The sequence below is a fragment of the Geobacter sp. SVR genome, assembly GCF_016865365.1.
GTDB lineage: Bacteria > Desulfobacterota > Desulfuromonadia > Geobacterales > Pseudopelobacteraceae > Pelotalea.
Genome location: NZ_AP024469.1, coordinates 543,242 through 567,604, shown reverse-complemented (window position 1 = coordinate 567,604; position 24,363 = coordinate 543,242). Strand labels below are relative to the sequence as shown.

The window sequence follows — 24,363 nt, the reverse complement described above, 5'->3', positions numbered from 1 at the left end:
AATACCGCTCACACCAGAGATTAATGCGAGGCTTTGTCCATATTCGGCAGCGTGAAGTAAAAGGTGGCCCCCTTGCCCGGCTCCCCTGCGGCCCATATCCGGCCGCCGTGACGCCTGATGATCCTCTCCACCGTTGCCAGACCGATCCCGTGCCCTGCAAACCCGTTTCCGGCCATCCGCTGAAAGGGAATGAACAGCCTTTCCGCATCGGCCATGGCAAAACCGAGGCCGTTGTCTCTGACAAAGTAGGCCATCTCCTCGCCCACCTGCGTTACGCCGAACTCGATGATGGCCTCCTCCTGCTGGGCAGTGTACTTCCAGGCATTGCCGATCAGATTGGTCAGCACCACCTGCAGCAGGTCAACATCGCCGATGCCCTCTATTCCCTCCATAATCAGGAACCGGACCCTGCGCGCCGGTTCGTGCTTCAGGTCGCCCGCAACCGTCCGGGCCAGGCCGCTGAGGTCGATCTTTTCCCGACGCGGTTCGACCCGGCTTGCCCGGGAGAAGTCGAGCAGGGCGTCGATCAGCCGGCTCATGCGCCAGGTGCCGTCATAGGTCTCCTGGAGATAGGAACTGCATTCCTCGCTGAGCCTTTCGCCGCACAACTCCCGGATGATCTGGCAGTAACCGTTGATGGTCGCCAGCGGCTTGCGCAGGTCGTGGGCGACTGTATAATTGAATGCTTCAAGCTCCCGGTTGACGTCCTCCAGCTCGGTGGCCCGTGCCGCCAGCTCGGCCTTCTCGGCTTCCACGCGTTCGGTGATGTCGTTGGCCGCCCCGAACCATTCAATGATCTCGCCTTTGGCATCCAGCAGCGGGACCGCGCGCGACAGTGTCCATGCAAGACCGCCGTCAGGTCGCCGGACCCGACATTCCGCTTCGAACATGCTCTTGGTCCGGATGGCATGCTGGACAGCGGCGGTCACGTTCGGTTGATCCTCCGGGTGAATGTATTTCTGAAGCCAATCACTGCTCGGTATCTCGGTGCTTGCCAAAACCTCCCTGCTGCTGAGCTGGCGCATCTCGCTCCAGTCCGGGCTCATCCGGTAGAGCACCTGGGAACTGGCCGTAACAAGGGCACGGAAACGCTCCTCGCTGAAGCGCAAGGCCTCCTCAGCCTTCATGCGTTCGGTGATGTCCTGCGCGATGCCGGCAACGTATGCGGCCCGGCCGTCGGGTCCCGGCACCGTAAACTTGCTGACGATGTAATGGTGCTCGATCCCGTCCGGCAACAGGACGACCTCGGTAGCTTGAATGGTTTTCCCCTCGGCCACTACCCGCTCATCATTCTCACGAAACTGTCGGGCCGTTTCCGGCGGCAGGAGGTCTCTGTCGGTCTTGCCCGAAAGTTCGGCAAAAGGCCGTGAGAAGAGGCGCTCCTCTTCCGCATTGACATATACGTAGCGGCCGGTAAGGTCCTTCATCCAGGCTGCCACGGGGAGATGACTCATGAACGCGGCAAAGCGCTCCTCGCTCTGTTGCACCCGTGCCTCCAGCATCTCCCGCAGGCGCGCCTCCTCGATGAAGTCGGCCGCATGGCGGGCCAGCAGATCCAGCAGCCGTAATTCACGGTCGCTCGGCCGATGCGGCGCCCGGTAATGTGTCGAGAACATGCCGAGGAGACTGCCCGAGCGGCTGACGAGAGGAGTGGACTGAACCGCTCGCACACCGGCTTTGAGCTGGATCTCAAGCGCGTCTGGGTCAGAGAAGATCGGACTGTGTTCGATATCTTCCACAATGACACGCTCGCCGCGGCCAAGTGCCGTGCCGCACACCCCTTTGCCTCCGACCACCTGGTTCCAGTAGTCGAGCCACCACTGCGGGAAGCCGTGCTGAACCGCAATCTGCAGACCGGATGTCTGTGGGTTGATGGTCTGGATGTTGCCGAAATTGGCGCCGGAAATGGTGATGGCTGCCTCCAGCACCTGGGCAAGAATCTGTTCCAGGCTTTCCTCATGCAGGAACAGCATGCCGATCTTCTGGAGTATTTTCATCGCTTCCAGGTCGTCGGCCATTATCCTGTTGACCTCCGTCAGTTCGGCATTCAGCCGCTCGACCTTTTCCTGCGCCCTCCTTTTCAGGGTGATGTCCTCCACCAGGCTGAGCATATAACGATCACCATTGAAATCGATGTATTCCGCGGAAAAGAGGCCGATAAGCGTCTGACCTCTTTTTCCTCTGAGCCTGACCTCGACGTTTTTCACCGAACCCCTTTTCTCCAGCGCCTGCACTATTGCGGACCGCTCGGACAGGTCTTCCCAGATGTTGAGCTCGGATGCCGACCGGCCGATCACTTCATCGCGCCGATATCCCAGGGTACGCAGCGTCATGTCGTTGACGTCGATGTATCGCCCCTCTTTCAGGGTCGAGATGACAAGCAGCGCCGGGACTTCATGAAAAACTTTCGAAAACTTTTTTTCCGATTTGCGAAGAGCGTCCTCCGCCCGTTTCCGTTCGGTGATGTTGGTCAGTGAACCGACAATGGCCACGGTCTTCCCGTCCTTGACGACCGGCGACTCGTTGACCTCCACCCAGATTTTCCTCCCCGTTTGCCCGATGGCCTCGGCTTGAAACAGGGGCTGCCGCTCCCCGGTGTCGATAGCGTGTTGGGTGGCTTCGACCGCGGCCCGGTTGACAGGAGTGTCGGTGAGGAATTTCGTCCACGAACGCCCCAGTGTCTCATCCGGCTCGCAGTCGAAAAACTGACGCGACTGTGGACTTATGTAGGTAACGGTATGGTCGGTGGAATGCATGTAGAAAAGGTTGGTGCTGTTCTCGATGATGTTGCGCAGTTTCCATTCCGTTTTCTGCAGCGCCGCCTCCGCCCGCTTCCGCTCGGTGACGTCCTGGCATACGACCACTATATTCAAAGCACCGTTCACATCGTGTATCACGCGAACCAGTTCCTCCACCCACACCAAGCCCCCGTCTTTGCGGATCTTGCGGGACTGCCAGTGGTGCACCCTCTCCGGGTGCCGCAGGCACATTTGCAGACGCTTGGCCACCATGGGGCGTTCGTCTTCATGGAATATCTTCAGTACCGGCTGGCCTGCCAGTTCATCCGAGCTATAGCCCAGATGAGTCCTGCAGGCGGGGTTGCTCGATATGATCCTCCCCTCGGTGTCGAGGGTAAAGATCATGGCCGGATTGTCGTCATGCAAGATCCGAAAGCGTGCTTCACTGAAGCGCAAGGCCTCTTCCGCCTGAATGCGCTCGGTGATGTCTTTTACCAGGCCGAGCATGTAGCGGTTACCTTCAAGTTCGATACATTCGGCGGAAAAAAGCCCGACAAGGCTTTGCCCCCCCTTTCCCCTGAGCCTGACCTCGATGTTTCGCACCGCCCCCCTTTCTTCCAGTTCCTGCAGCATCTTGGCCCGATCGGACATGTTTTCCCAGAGGTCGAGCTCCAGTGCCGTCCGTCCGATCATTTCCTCGCGCCGGTAACCCAATGACTGCATTGCCGTATCGTTGACATCGGCGAATCTTCCTTCTTCCAGGGTGGAGATGAAGACCAGCGCAGGGACCGACTGGAAAATCCTGGTAAATTTCCTCTCTGTTCTGTGGAGTGCCTCCTCCGCCCTCTCGCGCTCGGTGATGTCCAAGGCGATGCCGGCTACGTACGCAGGCTGGCCGCCGGGATCCGGGATAGGGAACTTGCTGACGATGAAGTGACGCTCAAGGCCATCGGCCTGACGCAAAATTTCTACGGTTTGTAGACTTTCTCCTCCGGCCAGCACCCGCTCGTCGTTCTCGCGAAGCTGCCGGGCCGTTTCCGGTTGCAGGAATTCTTCGTCGCGCTTGCCGGAATACTCGGAAAAGGGACGGGAAAAAATGCGTTCGTTTTCTGCATTGGCATAGACATACCGCCCCTGCAGGTCCTTGATCCAGGCCGCGGCGGAGAGGTGATTCATGAAGGAGGCAAAACGCTGCTCGCACTGCAGGCATGCCTCCATGTCCCGTTTCCGCTGCATGGCGTAGCGGATCGAGCGTTTCAGCAGGCGGCCGGTGATCTCTTCCTTGATCAGGTAGTCCTGGATGTCCAGCTGCAGCGCTTTCTGTGCAGTCTCTTCGTCGTCGAGGACGGTCATCACCACGATCGGCGTCCGTTTGGCGTGGCCGAGCACCACCAGGGCGGTTTCCAGTCCCTGGCTGTCCGGAAGGCCCAGATCGACCAGGATGATATCGAAGGTCCTGCTCGCAAGCTGCCCGAGTCCCTCCGCCAGATACCCCACATGCTGAACCGCGAACGCAGGCTTCCGGGACTCCGCCAGCATCTCTCGGATCATCTCTGCCCGGGCCGGGCTGCCCTCGAACACCAGAACCTCTATCGTCGAAGTTTCCATGCCTCACCTCGGCGGCAATTTTACGATCTCGAACCAGAATTCCTCGATTTGCCTGACCACCTCGAACAATTCATGCAGGTGCACCGGTTTCGTGATGAAGCTGTTGGCATGGAGATCGTAGCTCATGAGGATGTCCGCTTCCGCTTTGGAGGTTGTCAGCATGATCACCGGAATGCGCCTCAGGCCAGGATCGTCTTTGATCTCGGCCAGAACCTCGAGACCGCTCTTTTTCGGCAGGCCGATGTCGAGCAGGACCAAATCCGGACGGGGGACTGCGGCGTATTCTCCCCTGTGATACAGGAAATCCATTGCCAGTTCCCCGTCCTTCACCACGCTCAGATGGTTGGCGATCCTGCTCTCCTGGAAGGCCTCCTGCAGCAGGTGCACGTCCGCAGGATTGTCCTCGACCAGCAGTATCTCGACGGATTTTTCCTCATGCTGCATGGCCTGTTCCTTTCCCGGGCATCGTGAAAGAGAAGGATGCCCCTTCCCCGGGTCCCGATTCAGCCCAGATGCGCCCGCCATGCCGCTCGACGATCTTGCGGCAGATGGCCAGCCCCATGCCGCTTCCCTCGTATTCCTCGCGGGTGTGCAGCCGGCTGAATATTTCGAAGATTCGTTCGAAAAAACGCGGCTCGATGCCGATGCCGTTGTCATGCACGCCAAAGACCCATTCATCACCCTTGCGTTCACAGGAGACGCGGATGCGGAGTTGCCCCTCCTTTTTCCTGAACTTGACGGCGTTTCCGATAAGGTTCTGGAAGAGCTGCACCAGCTGGGTATCGTCTCCCGCCACCTCCGGCAAATCGGTGCGTTCGATGACGGCACCGCTCTCCTTCAACGCTTTGCCGAGACTGGCAAGCGCTTGGTCGAGCACGGCATCCATCCTCACCGGAACCAACGGCTTTGCTCTCGTGCCCACCCGGGAGTAAGCCAGGAGGTCGTTGATCATCCTGTGCATGTGGGTAGTGCCGTCGACGATGAAGCCGATATACGTATCGGCCCGTTGGTCGAGCCTGCCTCGGTACTTGTGTGCAAGCAGTTCGGTATAGCTGGTTACGGTGTGCAGCGGTTCCTGGAGGTCGTGGGACGCCACCGAGGCGAACAGTTCAAGGTTCCTGTTGGAGCGCCCCAGCTCCGCATTCGTCTCATGCAGGAGTTCCTGGGCGCGAACACGCTCCGCAACCTCCTCCTCCAGCCGGAGGTTCATCTCTTCCAGGTCTTTCCGCTGTCTCGTCAGATCGTCGTTGGAGCGCGTCCGTTCTTCCAGCGCCATGTACAGCAGCTTTTGCTGCCGTGCCAGTTCGCGTTCGGCGCGGCCGCGGCGGGTGACCTCCCTGTTGAGAAGCAGGAAAACGGCGCCAAGCAGGGAGATTGCAAGGAAAGACCCGGCCAGCCGAGCCTGATTCACCCTGGTGGTCTTCGAAACCAGCCGGGCGGACCTCTCCTGCAGCAGCTCCGTCTCCGCCGCGGCAATCTCGTTGACCCGGCTGCGGACCCTGTCCATGACGGCCTGGCCCCGGCCCCCCATGATCTTCGCCCGCACTGCTTGAAACCCCTCGGACTTTCGGATTTCAATGCCGTTTCGGAGTGCCTCCAGCCTCTCCCTCACTATTGACTCGACTCCTGCCAGCCGTTTTTGTTGCGCCGGATGATCCTCCGTCAGCTCCTTCAGGGCGGCCATGTCCCGTTCCGTCTCGCGGACGGCCGCATCGTACGTTTCCAGATACTGCCGGTGATCCGTTATAATGAAATCCCGCTGGCCCGTCTCCGCATCGGACAGATCCGTAAGAATCTCCTGCAGCTTTTCGATTACCTGGTAGGTCTGGCTGATCTTGGCGGTATCGTCATGCAATTCGGTCTGCAACCGGTGGTTGAGCCAGCCCATCAGGATGAGAACCGCCACGGCCACCAGAAATGCCCCACTCACGGCATGGCTTCTCTTTCTATCGCGCAGGTGCAGCACGGACTCCGTATCCCCCTGCACCTCCCGTATGGACGGTTCCTCGTATGCACGCTTCATGTCCCGGTAGCCCCCAGCGCCAGTACGACGTTCATCCTTGATCGCTGCGTTCCGCACGACAGGCACATCCTTGAACATCTTGAAGTCAGCCGCCGGAAAACCGCAATGAAACCTCAGTTTCTGCTTTCCGGCAGAGTAAAGTAGAAAATCGCTCCCTTGCCCGGCTCTCCCTCGGCCCATATCCGGCCGCCGTGACGCCTGACAATCCTTTCCACCGTTGCCAGGCCGATCCCATGTCCTGCAAATTCGTTTCCGGCAACCCGCTGAAAGGGGACGAACAGTCTGACCGCATCGGCCATGTCGAAGCCCGGGCCGTCATCCCTGACAAAGTACGTCTTTTCCTCTCCCACCTTCGTCACCCCGAATTCGATGATGGCCTCTTCCCGGGTGCCGGTGTACTTCCAGGCATTACCGATGAGGTTGACCAGGACCACCCGCAGCAGCCCTCCATCCCCCTCCACCACGATTCCGTCGGCGAGCAGAAACGTGACTTTGCGCTGCGGCTCCGTCCGCTTCAGTTCGGCTGCCACAGCCCGAGCCTCTGCGGAGAGGTCCACCGTTTCCCGCCGCACTTCCACGCGTGCCATGCGGGAAAAATGGAGCAGGGCGTCGATGAGGCTGTTCATGTGCAGCGCGCCATCATAGGTGTCCTGGAGGTACCCCAGGCACGCCCCGTCCAGCTTGTCCCCGCACAGTTCCCTGATCGTCTGGCAGTAGACGCAGATGATATTGAGCGGCTGGCGCAGGTCGTGGGCAACCGTGTAATTGAAAGCCTCCAGCTCCCGGTTGGCATCAGCCAGCTCGGCATTGGTCGCCTTCAGGAGCCCCTGTGCCTGGACACGTTCCGTCACCTCCGCCTCCAGTCGGCCGTTCATCTCCTCAAGGTTCTTCCGCTGCCTTACCAGCTCATCGTTGGCCCGCGTACGTTCTTCCAGCACCTCGAACAGCTGCTTCTGCCGCCATGCCAGCTCGCGCTCCACGCGGCCGCGGCGGGTGATTTCGCGGTTGAGGGCCGTGAAGATGGCTCCGAGAAGGGCAACTGCCAGCAGAGATCCGGCCAGAAGGTTCTGATTTACCTTCGCGGTCTTCGATGCCAGCAGTGTGGATCTCTCCTGCAGAAGATCGGTCTCCATCGCAATGGTTTCCATGATCTGGGAGCGGACCCTGTTCATAAGCACCTTGCCGCGGCCGCTTGAAACCGCCTCCTGCGCTGCCCGGAACCCGCCGGTCTTCCGGATTTCGATGCCGTTCCACAGTGCCGCCAGCCGGTCTCTGACGGCAGCCTCGACGGTTGCCAGCCGCTGTTGCTGCGCCGGATCGCCCTCCATCAGGCTCTTCAGGGTGGCCATGTCCCGATCGGTCTCGTCAATGGCAGCCCGGTACAGTTCGAGGTGCTGCTGATCTCCGGTGATGATGAAATCCCGCTGGGCCGTCTCGGCATCCGACAGATCAGTGAAGATTTCCTGTAGTTTTTCGATCTCCTGGTAGGTATGGGTCACATTGCCGGTGGCCCCCTGCAATTCCGCAAACATCCGGTAGCCAAGCCATCCCATGAGCACCAGAAGTGCCACGGCCACCAGAAATGCCATGCCGACCGCCAGGCTCCTCCGTTTATCCTGGGCGGACAGTCCGGACCTCTTCTTCCCCTGTTCGGTCGCTCCGGTGTGCCGGCCGGCAGCCGCTTGCGGGGCAGATTCGAACTCCGTGACGTCCCGGACGCGGAGAATGATGTAGGCCAGTTCACCGTCACCTCCGAAGACAGGTGTGTTGAACGAGCTCCAATAGTGCTCTTCGAATGTGTCCCCCTTGTCTCCGGGGTTGCGGATGCCGTATTTTTGCGCCGGCATCGTATCCGCCTCCCCGTCACGGAGTATGCGGTCGAGGGAAGCGCTCAGGCCATGGCCGCCGGTGGCGGAGGTTTCGGCGGGATCATCGGAAAAGAGCTCGAAGATGCCGTGACCGATAATGTCTTCCCGCCTTGTCCTGGTGAGCTGCAGGTATGCCTCGTTCGCCGCCACGATTCGCAACGTCGGATCGAGCACGAGGCAGGGGTCCGGTACCGCCTCGAACAGGGTACGAAAATCGGATTCCGGGACAGGCCCTGGATATGAGATTTCGCGGATCATCGGGCCTGACGGTTTCCTGTTGTTCAAGCCACTCTTTGCACGCTCCATATCACGGTAGCTCCTGATAGTGCCGTACGTCGTCTGACGGCAGCGTAACCGCACGCATTCGCAGTCCATGCTGTTTCCGGAGAGGACGGGTGCAGGCCCCGGGCCTTATCCGGGCAGGGTGAAGTAAAAGACCGCCCCCGTGCCCGGCTCCCCTTCGGCCCACACCTGACCGCCGTGACGCCTGACGATCCTCTCTACCGTTGCCAGGCCGACGCCGTGTCCGTCGAATCTCTGTTCGGCTATTCTCCGAAAGGGGACAAACAACTTGTCTGCATCGGCCATGTCAAAGCCGGGGCCATTGTCCCTGACAAAATACGTCTTTTCCTCTCCGCCCTGTTTCACTCCGAACTCGATGACTGCCTGTTCCCGGCTGCCGGTGTACTTCCAGGCATTGCCGAGCAGGTTCACCATGACCACCCGCAACAGGTCCGCATCCCCCATGACCGATACCCCTTCCGCGATGAGGAACTCGGCCCGGCGTTTCGGTTCCGACAATGCCAGCTCCGCCGCAATCGCTTGCGCCATCCCGCTCAGGTCGACCGCTTCCCGGCGCGGTTCGCTATGGGTCAGGCGCGAGAAATCGAGCAGGGTGTCGATAAGCTGGTTCATGCGCCAGGTGCCGTCGTAAGCTGCTGCGAGAAATCCCCTGCACTCCTCGTCGAGCGTATCCTCGCACAGTTCCCTGAGTGCCTGGCAATAGCCGCTGACAACGGCCAGCGGCTTGCGCAGGTCATGGGCAACCGTGTAGGTGAAGGCATCCAGCTCCCGATTGGCAGCCTCCAGTTCGGCGGCCCGTTCCGTCAGTTCGATGTTCAGCCGCGCGATCTCCTCCTCGGCCGCCTTACGGTCGCTTATGTCCTTCACCAGGCCGAGCCGGTAGTGATCGCCATTGAAACTCACGTATTCGGCGGAAAGGAGGCCGGTGAAAATCTGCCCGTTCTTCCCTCTGAATCTGACCTCCAGGTTCGAAATATGACCATGCTCTTTCAGCGTTTGCTGGACTCTGGCCTGGAGCGACGGATCCTCCCACAGGTCAAGCTCCGTCGCCGTCCTGCCGACTACCTCCTCGCGCCGGTAGCCCAGCAACTGCAATGCGGTTTCGTTGACGTCGAGGTACTTGTTCTCTTCCAGTGTGGAAATCGCAATCAGAGCCGGTACGGCGTGAAAAACCTTGGCGAACTTCTTTTCCGATTTCCGGAGCGCCTCCTCGGCTTCCTTGCGTGTGGTGATGTCATTGGCGGTTCCGAACCATTCGGTGATCCTGCCGGCGGCATCCATCAGCGGCACCGCACGCGACCACGTCCACCCCAGACTGCCGTCGGCCCGCCGGACCCGATGCTCCAGTTCGAACATGCTCCTGGTGCGTATGGCTTCCCGGATGGCGGCTACCACCTGCGGTTGATCATCGGGACTGATGTATTCCTGAAGCCAGTTACTGCTCGGAGTCTCGGTACTGGCCAGGAATCCACGACTGTGGAACTCGCGCATTTCGCTCCAGTCAGGGCTCATCCGGTACAGCACCTGCGAGCTGGCCGTAATCAGGGCGCGGAAACGCTCCTCGCTGAGGTGCAAGGCTTCCTCCGCCCGCACGAGTTCGGTGATGTCGAAAGCAACACCGCCGACGTATCCCGGCCTGCCATCGGGGCCCGGAACGGAGAACTTGCTGACGATGTAGTGTCCTTCGACGCCGTCGATCTGGCGCATGGTCTCGGTAGTCCGCAGGCTACCGCCTTCGGCCAGTACCCGCTGGTCGTTCTCGCGAAGCGGCCCGGCTGTTTCCGACGACAGGAATTCCGCGTCCCCTTTGCCCGTGAACTCGGACAACGGCATGGAGAAGATCCGCTCCGTCTCCGTGTTGGCATACACGTAGCGCCCCTGCAGGTCCTTCATCCAGGCGGCTGCCGGCAGGTGAAGCATGAACGAGGCGAAACGCTGTTCGCTCTGCCGCAGCGCTTCGGTATCCTGCTTGCGCTGAATGGCGTAGCGGATCGAGCGCTTCAGGGTAGTGCCGTTGATTTCACCTTTGACGAGATAGTCCTGGATATCCATCTGCAACGCTTTCAGGGCTATGTCTTCATCCTCGTGCATGGTCAGCACGATGACCGGTGTCGCTTGTGCCCGGTTGCGCACGGACAGCGCCGTCTGGAGCCCCTGGCTGTCCGGGAGGCCGAGAGCGACCAGGATGATGTCGAAATCCCCCCTCGCAAGCTGTCCGAGGCCATCCGCCAGGTTCTTGGCATGCCGCACCGAGACCCCCTGCCGCAGAGACTCCGCCAGCATCTTCCCGATCATCGCTGCTTGTGCGGGATCGTCTTCGATCAGCAGGATTTCAAGCGGCCTGTTTTCCATATACTTCACCTCAAGGCTTCCTGTTCCGGGACGTGCTCATGCGGCTGTGTACCTTTCGGGGCCTGCGTTCCCTTTCCGCATGTCCTCACAGGCACAGGCAGCGGTGCGGCAGAAGGCCCCGGTCATCCGGTTCTCCTGTATCGGAATCCGGATCGGCAGCGGCTGGGGGTGGAGGTGCGAGGCGCGGCAGTGCTGCGCCAGCTTCCGGGCAACGACGGCGGTCGCTCTCCCGCAGCAGATCTTCCACGGAACTGGGGACCTATGTCCGCAGCGTAAAGTAGAAGATCGCCCCCTTGCCCGGCTCCCCCTCGGCCCACACCCGGCCGCCGTGGCGCTTGACGATCCGTTCGACGGTGGCCAGGCCGACTCCGTGCCCCGCCACCTCCTGATCGGCTATGCGCTGGAAGGGGACGAACAGCTTATCCGCATTGGCCATGTCGAAGCCCTGGCCGTTGTCGCCGACAAAAAATACCCGTTCCTCTCCCACCGTGGTCACGCCGAATTCGATGAACGCTTCCGAGCGCTTGCCAGTGTATTTCCAGGCATTGCCGAACAGGTTGGTCATGACCACCCGCAGCAGGTCGGCATCGCCGACCACCGCAACCCCTTCCGCGATACGGAATTCGACCTGGCGGGAGGGCTCGGCCCGTACCAGCTCCGCGGCCAGCGCCTGTGCCATTTCACTCAGGTCCACCGGTTCCCGGCAGAGTTCGATATGAATCAGGCGGGAGAAATTGAGCAGGGTATCGATAAGCTGACTCAGGCGTACCGTGCCGTCATACGCTCCGTGCAGGTACTCCGTGCATTCCTCGCCGAGCCTGTCGCCGCAGACCTCCCGGAGAACCTGACAATAACCGCTGACAGCGGTCAGCGGCTTGCGCAGGTCATGGGCGACCGTATAGGTGAAGGCCTCCAGTTCGCGGTTGGCTGCCTCCAGCTCGGCCGCCCGCGCCTCCAGATCGGCGTTCAACCGCTCGATCTCCTCTTCCGTATGCTTTCGTTGGGAGATGTCATTGAATATGATGGCCACGCGTCGCTCCTCCGCCTTTCCGAAGCGGAAGGCATACACGTCCCACCAGCGCTGAGGCTGTTCAGCCAGCCTCTCGAAACGGTCCGGCACCCCCGTCATGGCGATAGCTCCGAATATCTCGAACCACTGTCCTTCGAGATTCGGCACGAGCTCCCGCACCCTCTTGCCCTGCGCATCAGCGAGCCCCGTCTGCTTGTAGAATGCGGGATTGACTTCCAGAAAGCGGTAATCCACCGGCATGCCCTGCTCGTCGAAGATCATCTCGATAACGCAGAAGGCTTCGTCGATCGAACTGAACAGCGTACGGTAATGATCTTCCGACTCCCGCAGCACCTCTTCCACCTGCAGTCGTTCTGCGATCTCGTTCTGGAGATCCAGGCGCGACCTGCCCACCTGTGCCGCCATGACGTTGAATGCCCGTGACAGCTCTGCAAACTCATCGTTCCCGGTGATGTCGATCCTGTGATCGGTATTTCCTCCGCCAATTACCAGTGCGCCCTGACGCAACCTTCCGATACGGTCGGCAATGGTCCGGCCCGTTGTCCAGGAATTGATCAATGCCACCGCGGTTACCGTGGCGAGTATGCAGAATATGCTGCCCCCCGCCAGCTCCAGGCTGGAGAGCAGTCTGCCATTGGCCGACTCGCGCAGCCTGCGCGCCTGCAGAAGCTTGTCGTACAACCTCAGGTCCAGCTGGCTGAGCAGCCGGTTCTCGATCTCGCGGGAAAAACCGGCTCCACGGGTGCCGGATTCGTACTTGCTCTCCCTGTTCCGTATCACGGCCGCTATGAGCCGGCCCGTGGATTGATGATCGTCGATCATATGCGCGAGAATGCGCCTGCTTTCGGGGTCGGTGAATTTGCCGGAAGCCTCACCGAGCAGCCTGCCGATCTGCTCATGCTTGGCCAGCCACTGCACTTTCGCACTTTCACTGTTTGTCCGTATGTAATCGTCTCTGAACACGACCCTTTCGAAGGAGCCGTTGACTATCTCGCCGGCGGTCTTGGCTTTATCGACCGCATCCGTCACCCGATACTGCGCAACAAGAAACAGGACGATGATGACGACCGCCGTTGCCACCCATACCACGGCATTTATGTGCAGCCTCGTTTTAACCAGCATGGTTCCGCCTGACGTTGTCTTTCACTCTGCAGTGGCCGCTCCGGAACATACGGGCTCACAGCAAGGTCAGCCCTGTATCATTGCTTTCCGTCACCGGTAACCCGGTCCTGAATGTCGAGGAGCCTGCCGATGGTTTCGAAGCATTTCTTGAAATCGACCGGCTTGGAGATATAGGCGTCCATACCCTTGGCCAGACATTGTTCCCGGTCTTCGCTGAGCGCATGGGCCGTAACGGCGATGATGGGGGTATGCCCGCCGCGCGTTGCCTCTTTCTCCCGGATGACGCGGGTTGCCTCGAATCCGTTCATGTAGGGCATCTGTATATCCATCAGCACCAGGTCGTAATTTTCTTTTCCCCACATCTCGACCCCTTTGAGACCGTTTTCGGCCAGATCGACCTGGTAACCGACCCGCTGAAGCATCACCGAAAAGATCCGGCTGATAACGGCATCGTCGTCAACGACAAGAATCCGCTTCACGCTGCCCCTCCGCTCCGGTCCACCATCGAGGAATGCGGTTCCGTCCCGGTCTCTCCAAAGGGGACGGAAAGCGTGAAGGTACATCCCGCCCCCTCTGCGCAATCGAACATTATCGTTCCCCCCATCCGCTCCGCAATTTCCTTGCTGATCGTCAGCCCGAGCCCGGCACCACCGTATCTGCGGGTGTGGGTGCCGTTAACCTGGCTGAAGGAGCGAAATACCAGGTGTCTCTTGTCTTCGGGAATACCGATGCCGGTATCGGTCACGGCAAAGATGAATGTCCGCCGGGTGCCGTGGCTGATGCCTCCTGCCGCGATCCTTATTTCCACCCGTCCCTGCTCGGTGAACTTGACCGCGTTTCCCACCAGGTTCGTGAGCACCTGGCGCAGCCGCAGACAGTCTCCGACCACGCGTTCCGGAAGATCCCCCGTCATCGTCAGGATCATGTCGAGCCGCTTGCGCCGAGCCTCGGACTCGAAGATGTCGATGGCGCTTTCCACGCACTCCCGCAGGTCGAACGGTTTTTCCACCAGGAAGAACATGCCCGCCTCGATCCTGGTCATTTCGAGGATGTCGTTGAGTATGCCGACAATGGAACCGGCCGATTTATGGGCTGTGGCGATGAATTCCCGCTGTTCCTCCTCAAGGGGCCCTCCAAGGACGAGCTCGAGCATGCCGAGCACACCGGCCATGGGGGTTCGCAGCTCATGGCTCATATTCGCCAGAAACTGGCTCTTGGTACGGTTGGCCGCTTCTGCGCCCTGGCGGGCCCTCAGCAGTTCCTGTTCATGGTGCTTGCGATCGGTAATATCGCGGAGTATGCCCAGGGAGATTCCTTCACCATCCGCTTCGACAAGGTTCAGCGCCACCTCCGCGTCGAAGAGCATGCCGTCCAGGCGCCTGTGCTGCCACTCGAACAGCTGCGAATGCCCCTCCAGGCAGGCGCTTATGCGCCTGCGAACCTCCTCGTCGCTCCGTTTCCCGTCGGGCTGGAAATCGGGCGAAAGGCTCGCCGGCGAAGAGCCGATCACCTGCTCCCGTGTGCCGCGGAACATTTCCAGAGCCTTTCTGTTGCAATCGACGACAGTGGTTCCGCTCATGATCAGCAGCGTGTCGTTGGCGCTCTCGAACAGGGTGCGGTAATGGGTCTCTCTCTTTCTGAGGAGATTGGCTGAACCCGTCACCGACCTGGTGGTCACGGCACCGATCACCAGACCGGCCACTACCGCCAGTATGATGCCGATGACATATACCGTGAGCCTGACACGGTACTTCGTGGCATCCTGCGCCAGCTCCGATTCGGTCATCTGGCCCTGAAGCCTGATGAGGATATCGAGTGCAGCATGGGTTTTGCTGGCGAGCGGCAGCACCACATTCCTGATGTGCGCGTCCAGCCCGGCCATATCCTTGCTTTTCATCAAAGCGATGCCCGGCTTGATCCCCTGCTCCACCAGGTCGGTGAAGCGCGACCGGGTGCTGTCCGCCTGCACCTTCTCTTCCGGTGTGAGATAACTGGCCATATACCTGCGCCAGGTTTTGTCTACTTCGGCAAGATCGGCCTCAACTTTCGCGGCATGCTGTTCGTGGTTTTTGTACATACCCGTGCCGTCGTCACCGGTCCGGTCATGCTCGACCGACTGCAGCATTTCCCGCACGGCATCGGAGAACTGCTCTCCGATCAGGGCCAGCTGTATCACGCACAGCAGCCGATCGCTGTAGATCATTTCCAGGCTGGTCCTGGCGTCCTTCATGCCGTTCAGGCCGAGGACACCGACCCCGATCAGCACGACCGACATGAACACGACCAGGCATATCAGCTTTGTTCGTATCGCCAGGTGTCTCATAGGTGCTCGATTGACGTCTGAGGGCATGGGTCAGGCGGGCGCCCGAAGATGGGGGAAGCGATCGCGTCCGGGAGGGGTTGCACGGGATCTGTTCTTGCGGGATTCAGCGGGTAGTGCGCCACATGGGAACTTACCTGCGCACCGGTTTGTAGCCGCCGAAAATACTCGACATGGTCCCTCCCCGCTCTTTTACATCCATCAGCCAGGCACTGTAGACATGGTGTATCGCAAAGGCGATCAGGAACCACATGCCCATATGATGAACCAGGCGCATCCCCTGGTTCGTGAATAGCCTGAACAGCCATCCCAGCAGATGCTGGAACACGCCGTCCGGAGCGGACTGGGAATACAGGGCAAAGCCGGTGACGATCATGACCAGGTACAGCAGGAACACGAGCAGATAGGTGGCACCGGCCAGCGCATTGTGGCCGACCACGTTCGGCACCTGCCTGTCGACAAACATGTAGTAGCGCAGGGTCAGCGCCATGTTGCGGCGCCCTTCCGGGCTGTACCACGGCACGAACTCCCGCCAGCCGGCATAGCGGTTGCCGACAAAGGCCCAGTAAATGCGGGCAAAGACGCTGATGGTGAAGATGTAGGCCGTAGTCGTATGAATGAAGCGGATGGTGCCCATGTAGAAACGGGTGGGATCCACGGTCAGGGTCAGTGGTGAGCCGATGTACAGGCCGGTGACCGACAGGACGATGATCGCCAGGAAATTCACCCAGTGTGTCACCCGTACCGGAACCTCCCAGACATACTCTTGCCGCAGATCATTGGCCATCGTTTCCCCCTTCAGGAAGTCCTGACCGCAAATGTTTCCTCACCCGGGGCAACCACGTGAACGGCACATGCCAGGCAGGGATCAAAGGAGTGGATCGTGCGCAATATCTCCAGCGGTTTCTGCGCATCAGCCACCGGCGTATCGATCAGGGCAGCTTCGTACGGCCCCCGCAAGCCTTTTCCATCGCGTGGCGAGGCATTCCAGGTCGTGGGCACCACTGCCTGGTAATTGACGATCTTCTGGTCCTTGATCTTGATCCAGTGCCCCAGGGCTCCCCGCGGGGCTTCGTGCCAGCCGTAGCCGGCGGCGGTGGCGGGCCAGGAGGAAGGTTCCCACATCCGGCCGGCATGGATGCGGTAGTCCCCTTTTGCCATGGAATCGGCCAGGGCATCGGCCCAGACCAGGCTCTGGCGCGCCATCAGCAGGGCATCGATTCCGCGCGCCGCGGTACGGCCGAGCGTGGAGAAGAGCGCCTCCGGGCCGACCGACAGTTTCCCGAGCAGATCGTTCACCGCGGCCTGAACCTGCTTGTGCCCGGCGGCATAGGCCACCAGCATCCGCGCCAGCGGCCCCACTTCCATCGGCTGCTCCTGATAGCGGGGCGCCTTGACCCACGAATACCGGGCATTCGTATCCAGCTGCGCATACGGGGGCTTTGGACCGGTGTAGTTCTCCTCCGACTCCCCTTCCCAGGGGTGCAGCCCCTTGCCCTCGCCGGCCGCGTACTTGTACCAGGAGTGATCGACATATTCGCTGATCTTGACATGATCGACCGGCAGGACCTTTGACAGGTCCTTGTTCATCACGATGCCCGGCTTTATCCACTGCGCACCGGTGGCCGGGTCGGGAAAATCGCCGTAGCAGAGGTAATTGCCGACCCCTGCCCCGATGCCGGCCCATTCCTTGTAAAAGGAGCCCACGGCGATCAGGTCGGGGATATAGACCTGCTCGACGAATTCCTGCGCCTGGACCAGAAGCCTGCGGATGGTGGCCAGCCGGTCGGCATTCAGGGCGTTCTGGGAGTCGGGATCGATGGGGATGGCCATGCCCCCCACCAGGAAGGTCTGCGGATGGGGATTTTTGCTGCCCAGTATCGCATGGATCCTGATCACCTCCCGCTGCCAGTCCAGTGCTTCGAGGTAGTGGGAGGCCGCCATCAGGTTGGCCTCCGGTGGCAGACGATAGGCGGGATGCCCCCAATAGGCGTTGGCAAAAGGGCCCAGACGGCCCGATGACACGAACTTCTTGAGCCTGTCGCGCACCGCCGCGAAACGCTGCACCGAATTGCCGGGCCAGGCGGAGATGGAGCCGGCCAGGGTCGCCGTTTTAGCGGGGTCGGCCTGCAGGGCCGAGGTGATGTCCACCCAATCCAGCGCATGCAGGTGGTAGAAATGGATGACGTGATCCTGCACGTTCTGGATGCCGATGATGATATTGCGGATCAGCTCGGCATTGGGGGGTATCCTGATGCCAAGGGCCGATTCAACGGCCCGTATGGAGGCAATGGCATGCACCGTGGTGCACACGCCGCAGATGCGCTGGGTGATGTACCAGGCGTCGCGCGGGTCACGTCCCTGCAGGATCTTTTCGATGCCGCGGAACATGGTGCTGCTGCTCCAGGCATCGACGATCCTGTTGCCGGCCAGCTCCGCCTCAATCCTCAGGTGGCCTTCGATCCGCGTTATCGGGTCTATCACGATCCTCGCCATGCTTTTCTCCCCTGGTTCCTTCCGATTTGTCATCCTTGCGCAGCGCACTGATGACGCCGTGGGCGGCAAAGGCCGCTGCCGTGCCTATGGCCAGGCCTGCGCCGATCTTGTCCGCCGTATGTTCGATGCCGAAGCCGGGCACGTGCGGCAACCTGTGGTAATAGGGGGCCATGGTGTCCCAGAACTGCGGCTCGGAACAGCCCACACAGCCGTGCCCGGCAGCCACCGGCCAGCTGACGCGCTGGTTGTAGCGCTGGCTGGGGCAGTTGTGGAAGGTTTCCGGTCCCTTGCATCCCATCTTGTAGAGGCAGTGCCCCTGGCGATGGGCCATGTCGCCCCATTGCTCCACATACTGGCCCGAATCGAAGTGGGAGCGCCGCTCGCAATTGTCGTGAATGCGCTTGCCGTAGGCGAACAGGGGGCGACCGAAGCGGTCGGTCTCGGGCAGCTTGTTGAAGACCAGATAATGGACCAGCGTTGCGGTGATGTTGTCGGTATTGGCGGGACAGCCGGGCAGGTTGATGAGCTTGATGCCGGACACGGCGTCCTTGACCCCCACCGCTCCGGTGGGATTGGGCGAGGCCGCCGGCACGCCGCCAAAGGCGGCGCAGCTTCCTACCGCAATGGTGGTCAGGGCGTTGCCGCACACCTCACGGGCGAGCTCCAGGGCGGTCCGGCCGCCGATACAGCAGTGGATGCCCCCCTGCTTGAGGGGGATCGATCCCTCCACCGCTGCGATGTAGGAGCCTTTCTGCTCCTTGACCACCTTGGCGAGTGCCTCGTGCGCCTGCTGGCCCGAGGCCGCCATGATGGTTTCGTTGTAATCGAGGGAGATAATGTCGAGGATGATATCGGACACCGTGGGATTGGCAGCCCGCAGGAAGGCTTCGATATTGCCGCAGCATTCCTGGAATTCCATCCAGACCAGGGTCGGCCGCTTGGCCTGCTCCAGGGCACTGGCTATCCGGGGAACGAACAGTCCGGGAAGCGCCAGCGTGGCCGACATGGCGGTGCAGAACTGAAGAAACTGGCGGCGGGTGACACCATGCTCGCTCAGCGCCTCGGCGATGGTGGTGGACGTATCATCATCTCGCTTCCGGACCGGTATGGGCATGAGCGCCTCCCGCAGTACCCGACGAAATGTCCTCAAAAGCCATGATACTCTGATGACATAAACAGTACGGCAACTTGCCGCACTGTCAACCGGGACCGCCGTAAACAGGGCACGCAGGACTCCGCATCCGCTCGACCAGGTGCATCCGTCTGGTAAGCTTTGAGTAAAAACGGAGGAACCATGAAAGGCATACTTTCACCGCTCCTGCTGATCGCCTGTCTGGCGCTTCCCGCTGCACCCGGGGCGGCGGCGGAACAGACCGGCGCACCTTCGGATGCTACGGACCAGGAACAGCGAAACGGCACGCTGGAACAGCAGATCGATGAGATCGACCGGCAGCTTGACCGGCTGGAGAAATCGCTGAGGGGAGCCCGCAAGGAGGCGCAGGGCGAATTGAAGAAAAAACTGCCGGAGCTGCAGTCGCGAGAACGGCAATTGCGGCAGGACCTCGGTCGTTTGCGCGAATCAGGACAAAAGGCGTGGCAGGAACTGGAGGGGGTGCTTGCGGACATGCAGCGGGCGATCGAGCGGTCGCGGGCACGGGAATGACAGAATTAAGCGGTTGTTGAAAAACGACCATCTCGCCGCCGTCCTCGTCAGCCACCTTGTGCGGCGTAGCGCTGCTACGCCTCCGTGGGGCTTCCTGCGGGTGCGACGATCTGCCCATTTTTGAACAACCTTGGAATTTCAACAATCTGTTAGTCAAGCGATCGTGGATGGGCGAGGATTGAAGTGGCTGCAAGCACGGCAGGGGCGGTTATCGGTGGGAGCCGATGCAGAAAGACCTCCGCAGGCTGGTGCCCCGGAGGTCTTTTTTTCTGATTAGCGCCCATCTTCCGCTGAACCCTTCTCCCAGGAGCGGAAGGTTGACACTATCAGGTTTCTTTTTTCCCGCGATGTACCCCTTGTCAGCGGGGGGCGGTCGTGCGGCGGAATGCCGCCACGAAGTCGTTGGCCGGCTGCGCCATGACCTCCTTGGGCGTGCCTTCCTGAACGACAACGCCCCGATCCATGACAACCAGGCGATCCACCACCCGCAACGCCTCGATGCGGTCGTGGGTGGCTATGATCGCCGCGGTGCCGGATTTGTGAAGGATGTTCCCCAGGTCCTCGGCCAGGGCGATCCGGGTCGGCAGATCGAGGCTGGAAAAGGGCTCGTCCATCAGGATCAGCCGGGGCCTGACTGCAAAGGCCCGCGCCAGGCTGACCCGCTGGGCCTCACCACCCGAGAGCTTGTGAGCAGAACGTGCTGCCAGGTGCCCCACCTTCAGAAGTTCGAGGCTCTCCAGGGCGAGCCGGCGGGCCTCTGTGCGCCCGGTGCCGCGTATGCGCAGCCCTTCGGCCACATTGTCCAGCACGGTGGTATCGAACAGCAGCGGTTCTTGGAAGACCATCGCGATCCGGCGCCGGTAGGCCATCTCGTCGTGAGCCGCCACCTCGTGCCCCTCAAAGGCGATCCTGCCGCCATCCCGGGGGATCAGGCAGGCCAGCCCCAGGAGCAGGCTGGACTTGCCGGCACCGTTGGGGCCGATCACCGCCACCTTCTCCTCGGCACGGATCGAAAAGTGGGGCAGTTCCAGCACCTGCACTCCTCCGCGCCTGATGCGCAGGTGCTCGACGTGCAGCAGGGAATGGTCGGCACTCATCGCGGACGCTCCCTCTGCTGGATCACGGTCAGCACGTAGTTGACGCCAAAGGCCAGCAGCAGCAGGATGATCGAGAGGGCAATGGCCACATCGAAGTTGCCCTTGCCCGTCTCCATCACCGTGGCGGTGGTCAGCACGCGGGTGGAGCCCTTGATGTTGCCCCCCACCATGATGGAAGCGCCCACCTCGGATATCACCCCGCCAAATCCGGCCATGACCGCTGCCAGAAGCGGCAGCCGCGCCTCCCTGACCAGAATCCGGACCATCTGGGTGCGGGTCGCCCCCAGGGCCAGCACCTGCAGCTTGAGGTTGGGGGGCAGTTTCTGAATCGAGGCAATGGTGATGCCTGCCACGATCGGGGTGGCGATCACGGCCTGGGCGAAAATCATGGCCCAGGGGGTGTATAGGATTTCCAGGAAGCCCAGGGGGCCGTTGCGCCAGAGCAGGATCGTCACGAACAGGCCCACCACCACCGGCGGCAGCCCCATGCCGGTATTCACCAGGCTTACGATCAGGCGCCGGCCGGGAAAATCGGCCAGCGCCAGCAGTGTGCCGGAGGGAATGCCGAGCACGAGGCTCACCAGGGTGGCACAGCACGAGATCTTGAGCGACAGCAGCGTGACCGCCAGCACTTCGCTGTCGAGCGAGGCCAGCAGCCTGAGCGCCGTCCGGATGCCATCCAGGATCAGGTCCATCAGAGCCCCAGCGACTCCGGCTTTTTACCGGCATCCGGGAAGAACAGAGGCGCGCCGAACTTCTCCACGCCGAAGCGGCCGATCAGGTCCTGGGCCTTGCGGGAGACCATGAAGTCGGCAAAGGCCTTGCCACCGGCGGCGTTGACCTTGGGCCAGCGGGCAGTGTTCAGCTCGATCACGTGATAGATGTTCAGCAGCTTGGTGTCACCCTCCAGCAGGATCTCCAGGTTGAGCCCCTTCTTGAGCGCCAGGTAGGTGGCCCGGTCGGTCAGGGTGTAGCATTTCTTCTCAGCGGCAACATTGAGGGTCTGCCCCATGCCCAGTCCGGTCTGCTGGTACCATTTCTGGCCGTCGGGCTTGATCCCGGCGCTTTTCCAGAGCGAATTTTCCTTGGCATGGGTGCCGGAATTGTCGCCGCGCGAAACGAACAGGGCACCGCTCTGGGCGATACGTTGCAGCGCTTCTGCGCTCGTCTTGGCGGTCTTGATCCTGGCCGGGTCCGCAGCCGGGCCCACCAGCACGAAGTCGTTGTGCATCACCAGCCGGCGGCTGCTGCCGGACCCTTCCGCCATGAAGGCCTTTTCCGCATCGGGTGAATGCACCAGCAGCACATCGGCCTCCCCTTTTTTGCCCATGGCCATGGCCTGGCCGGAGCCGACTGCAATGGTCTTGACGCTGTAGCCGCTATCCTTCTCGAACACCGGCACCAGCAGGTCCAGAAGTCCCGAATCCTGCGTGCTGGTGGTGGTGGCAAGGATGACGGACTTGTTGGCCGCAACGGCCGGAAGCGCCAGGGCCAGAACCAACGTCCAGACAGTCATCAGCCAGATAAGATGTTTTCCCCGTTTCATTGCTGTTACCTCCTCGTGTGTATTGGTACCTGCCTGTTGAAGCAGAAATAAAAAAGGCCCCTTCCGGACGGAAAGGGGCCTTGACGAACGCTGTGCAATGCTCGTAGTGCCTGTACCCCTTTTCGGTCCCTAACCACGGGATAGTTCGTTCACGAAGTTATTTTCTGCAAAAAACACAGAAAATCACTTCTAACTCACTAAAGGAAGGCGGCGCCGTTTCCGGCGACACCTGCTGGTCGGACGCCCTGAGGATTTTTCCCTGGTAGGCGGGTGCGACTCGGAGATGTGCTGACCGGAAAACTATACGGACATTGCGGGTGGTTGACAAGCACGAATGCGGCGTGTGCAGCCATACTGCACACCGAAAAAAAGCGCCGCAATCTGCGAGCGCTTTTTTTCATCGAATGACGGGAACAGGCCCTACGCCAGGCGGAACTGCCCCACCAGGGAATGGAGCTCCTGGGCCAGCAGGTTCAACTGGGCAGCCGCGGCGGCAGAATCCTGGGTTCCCCTGGCCGTACCGTGGACGATGCCGGTGATCTCGTGCATGCTTCTGCTGATTTCGCAGGTGGTGCTGGTCTGCTCCTCCGCGGCCGTTGCGATCTGGTTGAACTGCCGGGTAAGTGCATCGATCCTGCCCAGGATATCCTCCAGGGCCGCGCCGGAGCGCAACGCCTCGCCGGCGCCGGCCTCGACCTGGTCCACCCCTTGCTTGATCGAGACGACCGCCGCGTTCGTTTCCTGTTGGATCATGGTGATCATCTCGGCAATCCTCCGTGTGGCCTTGGTGGTACGTTCGGCCAAAGCCCTGACCTCGTCGGCCACCACGGCAAAGCCGCGCCCCTGCTCTCCGGCCCGGGCCGCCTCGATGGCAGCGTTCAGGGCCAGCAGGTTGGTCTGATCGGCAATGTCTTCGATAGCCCCGATGATCTCGCCGATCTCGTCGGAACGTTTTCCCAGGCTTTCCACGGTTTTCGCAGCCGCCATGACCTGCTCGGACACCTTGTTCATGGTGGTGATGGTCTGCTCGACAATGGCGCTGCCGCTCTGGGCGGAATCGGTGGCTTGCCGCGCTTCTTCGGCGGCCTGCAGGCAGTTGCGGGCGATTTCCGAGGAGGTCGAGGCCATTTCCTCGCCGGCCGTGGCAACGGCAGCCGATTGTTGCGCCACCTTGTCGGTTCCCTCGGCAATCTGCCCCGAAGATCCCTGCACCTGGAGCGCTGCCGCAGCCAGATGATCGGTCGTGACGGCAACCCGGCCGATGATGGCCTGCAGCTTGTCCATGAAGGTGTTGAAGGATGAGCTCATTTCGCCGATCTCGTCCTGCTTGCAATAGTCGAGGCGGCGGGTCAGGTCGCCGTTCCCCTGGGCCACCTCCACCAGCAGGTCGTGCATGCGATTGAACGGCTCGAACATCCAGCGGATCATGAGATAGCTGGTCACCACACCGCCCAGCAGGATTACGCCGACGATAATGCTGATGACGATCTCCAGCCGGTGATAGGCAGCGTAGAACTCGCTCTTCTTGACCCCCACGTACAGCACGCCGATGGTTTCACCCCGAACATTGCGGATCGGATCGTAAGCGGTGAAATAGGGAGTGCCGAGAATCTCCGCCTCGCCGCGGTAGGGTTTGCCCTCTACAATAACGGTCTCCCGGGCCGGGCCGCTCAGCCTGGTGCCGATGGCCCGGCTGCCGTCGGGCTTGACGACGTTGGTGGAGACCCGTTCGTCCCCCATGAAAATGGTGGCCGTGCCGCCGCAGATTTCCTTCAGCTTGTCGGGCAGTTCGAAATTGCCGTTCAGAAGATAGTCTCCGACATACAGCTTGCCCTCAGCCACCCGGAACTCGCTGCCTTTGCCGTGCAGCAGTTCCCACAAGGTCTTGATCCGGGCCTCCTGGGACACTGCGGCCTGCCGTTGCAGCTCGTGCTGGAATGATACGAGACAGGCGATGATGGCGGCAATCAGCGCCACGGTAACAATAAACGTATTTCCAACGATAAATTTGGTTCTGACCTTCATCGGTTTGTTCTCCGGATGGTTGGTATTGCCTGCTGGGCGGACGCACCCGTGCCCGCACCGAAAGGCGCAAATCCCCCTTAAAAGCAACTCATATGCCAAGAAGTAAAGATCTGCAATTAACTGAATTTATTGGATGAGAAGGGTGCCAGCGAAGGGGATGCCTGTTCGGACA

The 24,363-nt window shown here is 60.9% G+C and carries 16 protein-coding genes; 1 reads left to right on the top strand and 15 read right to left on the bottom strand.

Annotated features, from left to right (window positions below):
* Nucleotides 1–20 precede the first annotated feature (20 nt).
* The 11 genes from GSVR_RS02745 to GSVR_RS02695 form a co-directional block, all read right to left on the bottom strand.
* Nucleotides 21–4,346 (bottom strand): PAS domain S-box protein, encoded by a 4,326-nt coding sequence (locus GSVR_RS02745; RefSeq protein ID WP_173198389.1) that lies wholly within the window; start codon nucleotides 4,344–4,346, stop codon nucleotides 21–23.
* Nucleotides 4,347–4,349: 3 nt separating this feature from the next.
* Nucleotides 4,350–4,790 (bottom strand): response regulator, encoded by a 441-nt coding sequence (locus tag GSVR_RS02740; protein WP_173198391.1) that lies wholly within the window; start codon nucleotides 4,788–4,790, stop codon nucleotides 4,350–4,352.
* Nucleotides 4,780–6,426 (bottom strand): CHASE3 domain-containing protein, encoded by a 1,647-nt coding sequence (locus GSVR_RS02735; protein ID WP_173198393.1) that lies wholly within the window; start codon nucleotides 6,424–6,426, stop codon nucleotides 4,780–4,782. Before GSVR_RS02735 ends, GSVR_RS02740 begins: the two co-directional genes overlap by 11 nt.
* 56 nt (nucleotides 6,427–6,482) lie before the next feature.
* The gene (locus GSVR_RS02730; protein ID WP_203978776.1) at nucleotides 6,483–8,612 is read right to left on the bottom strand and encodes a CHASE3 domain-containing protein; all 2,130 of its coding nucleotides are present in this window, start codon (nucleotides 8,610–8,612) and stop codon (nucleotides 6,483–6,485) included.
* A gap of 36 nt (nucleotides 8,613–8,648) precedes the next feature.
* Nucleotides 8,649–10,892 carry a PAS domain S-box protein gene (locus tag GSVR_RS02725; RefSeq protein ID WP_173198397.1) on the bottom strand — a complete coding sequence of 748 codons (2,244 nt, stop codon included), beginning with the start codon at nucleotides 10,890–10,892 and terminating at the stop codon, nucleotides 8,649–8,651.
* Between the two features lie 259 nt (nucleotides 10,893–11,151).
* Complete coding sequence (locus GSVR_RS02720) at nucleotides 11,152–13,044, bottom strand: ATP-binding protein (protein ID WP_173198399.1); 1,893 nt, start codon at nucleotides 13,042–13,044, stop codon at nucleotides 11,152–11,154.
* A 77-nt stretch (nucleotides 13,045–13,121) separates the two neighbouring features.
* A complete protein-coding gene (locus tag GSVR_RS02715) occupies nucleotides 13,122–13,523 on the bottom strand; it encodes a response regulator (protein ID WP_239077440.1) in 402 nt (133 codons plus the stop codon).
* Nucleotides 13,520–15,367, bottom strand: a complete 1,848-nt coding sequence (locus tag GSVR_RS02710) for an ATP-binding protein (RefSeq protein WP_173198403.1) — start codon at nucleotides 15,365–15,367, stop codon at nucleotides 13,520–13,522. The genes GSVR_RS02715 and GSVR_RS02710 overlap by 4 nt, the downstream gene beginning before the upstream one ends.
* A gap of 130 nt (nucleotides 15,368–15,497) precedes the next feature.
* Nucleotides 15,498–16,151: a Ni/Fe-hydrogenase, b-type cytochrome subunit gene (gene cybH / locus GSVR_RS02705; RefSeq protein WP_173198405.1), complete on the bottom strand. Its 654-nt coding sequence runs from the start codon at nucleotides 16,149–16,151 to the stop codon at nucleotides 15,498–15,500.
* 11 nt (nucleotides 16,152–16,162) lie between these two features.
* Nucleotides 16,163–17,860: a nickel-dependent hydrogenase large subunit gene (locus GSVR_RS02700; protein ID WP_173198406.1), complete on the bottom strand. Its 1,698-nt coding sequence runs from the start codon at nucleotides 17,858–17,860 to the stop codon at nucleotides 16,163–16,165.
* Nucleotides 17,805–18,974 (bottom strand): hydrogenase small subunit, encoded by a 1,170-nt coding sequence (locus GSVR_RS02695; RefSeq protein ID WP_173198408.1) that lies wholly within the window; start codon nucleotides 18,972–18,974, stop codon nucleotides 17,805–17,807. The genes GSVR_RS02700 and GSVR_RS02695 overlap by 56 nt, the downstream gene beginning before the upstream one ends.
* 180 nt (nucleotides 18,975–19,154) lie before the next feature.
* Here GSVR_RS02695 and GSVR_RS02690 point away from each other — a divergent pair, with 180 nt between their 5' ends.
* Complete coding sequence (locus GSVR_RS02690) at nucleotides 19,155–19,523, top strand: hypothetical protein (protein ID WP_173198410.1); 369 nt, start codon at nucleotides 19,155–19,157, stop codon at nucleotides 19,521–19,523.
* Between the two features lie 359 nt (nucleotides 19,524–19,882).
* Here the strand turns inward: GSVR_RS02690 and GSVR_RS02685 are convergent, their stop codons facing one another.
* The 4 genes from GSVR_RS02685 to GSVR_RS02670 all read right to left on the bottom strand — a co-directional run bounded on the left by GSVR_RS02685 (nucleotide 19,883) and on the right by GSVR_RS02670 (nucleotide 24,191).
* The gene (locus GSVR_RS02685) at nucleotides 19,883–20,620 is read right to left on the bottom strand and encodes an ABC transporter ATP-binding protein (protein WP_173198412.1); all 738 of its coding nucleotides are present in this window, start codon (nucleotides 20,618–20,620) and stop codon (nucleotides 19,883–19,885) included.
* A complete protein-coding gene (locus tag GSVR_RS02680; protein WP_173198414.1) occupies nucleotides 20,617–21,315 on the bottom strand; it encodes an ABC transporter permease in 699 nt (232 codons plus the stop codon). The genes GSVR_RS02685 and GSVR_RS02680 overlap by 4 nt, the downstream gene beginning before the upstream one ends.
* Nucleotides 21,315–22,166 carry a substrate-binding domain-containing protein gene (locus GSVR_RS02675; RefSeq protein WP_173198416.1) on the bottom strand — a complete coding sequence of 284 codons (852 nt, stop codon included), beginning with the start codon at nucleotides 22,164–22,166 and terminating at the stop codon, nucleotides 21,315–21,317. Before GSVR_RS02675 ends, GSVR_RS02680 begins: the two co-directional genes overlap by 1 nt.
* 420 nt (nucleotides 22,167–22,586) lie before the next feature.
* On the bottom strand, nucleotides 22,587–24,191 hold the full coding sequence (locus GSVR_RS02670; protein WP_173198418.1) for a methyl-accepting chemotaxis protein: 1,605 nt from the start codon (nucleotides 24,189–24,191) through the stop codon (nucleotides 22,587–22,589).
* Between the last annotated feature and the right edge of the window lie 172 nt (nucleotides 24,192–24,363).